The organism is Oleiphilus sp. HI0132 (assembly GCF_001635845.1).
Genome location: NZ_LWGJ01001312.1, coordinates 1 through 711, shown reverse-complemented (window position 1 = coordinate 711; position 711 = coordinate 1). Strand labels below are relative to the sequence as shown.

At 41.8% G+C, this 711-nt stretch carries 2 protein-coding genes; both read left to right on the top strand.

Features of this window, described 5'->3' with window-relative positions; translation table 11 throughout:
* Positions 1 to 17 precede the first annotated feature (17 nt).
* Positions 18 to 263, top strand: a complete 246-nt coding sequence (locus A3766_RS20020) for a type II toxin-antitoxin system prevent-host-death family antitoxin (RefSeq protein ID WP_068510222.1) — start codon at positions 18 to 20, stop codon at positions 261 to 263.
* A 1-nt stretch (position 264) separates the two neighbouring features.
* Positions 265 to 687 (top strand): type II toxin-antitoxin system VapC family toxin, encoded by a 423-nt coding sequence (locus A3766_RS20015; RefSeq protein ID WP_068510220.1) that lies wholly within the window; start codon positions 265 to 267, stop codon positions 685 to 687.
* Positions 688 to 711 lie beyond the last annotated feature (24 nt).

The window sequence follows — 711 nt, the reverse complement described above, 5'->3', positions numbered from 1 at the left end:
AAATTTGGAGGTGAACTATGTCTACGCTAACTAGTCGAGAATTTAACCAAGAGACAGGCCGCGCCAAAAAAGAGGCTTTAAGTGGACCTGTGTTTATTACCGACCGGGGAAAGCCATCCCACGTTCTTTTATCTTATGATGAGTACAAGGCTGTAACAGAGAAGAGGGTAACGATTGGAGAAATGCTTTCGATGGATGGGGTAGAGGATATTGAATTTTCCCCTAGCAAAGTAACCGATATAGCGGAAGCCGCAGAGTTTTAGTATGTATTTATTAGATACTAACGTGGTCTCTGAGCTTCGAAAAGTAAAAAGCGGTAAAGCTAATAGAAATGTTGAGCAATGGTCGTCCCAAATAGACGCTCAATTGCTATACGTCTCATCAATCGTCATTCATGAGATAGAGCTGGGTATACTGCTGGCTGAGCGTTCAGACAAAGCAAAAGGTAAGATTCTTCGACAATGGATGAGCGAGCACGTTTTACCAACTTTTGATGGTCGCATTCTGCCAGTCGATAAAGAAGTTGTATTGGTGAGTGCAAAATATCACGTTCCAGATCCAAAGCCATATAGAGACACTTTAATTGCAGCGACATCTTTTGTTCACGATATGACTATCGTAACGCGCAACGTTTCAGATTTCAGTCTGGATAACCTCAAAATATTAAACCCTTGGGAACAGAGTTAGGTAAGCCAGGCATTATATAGAGCT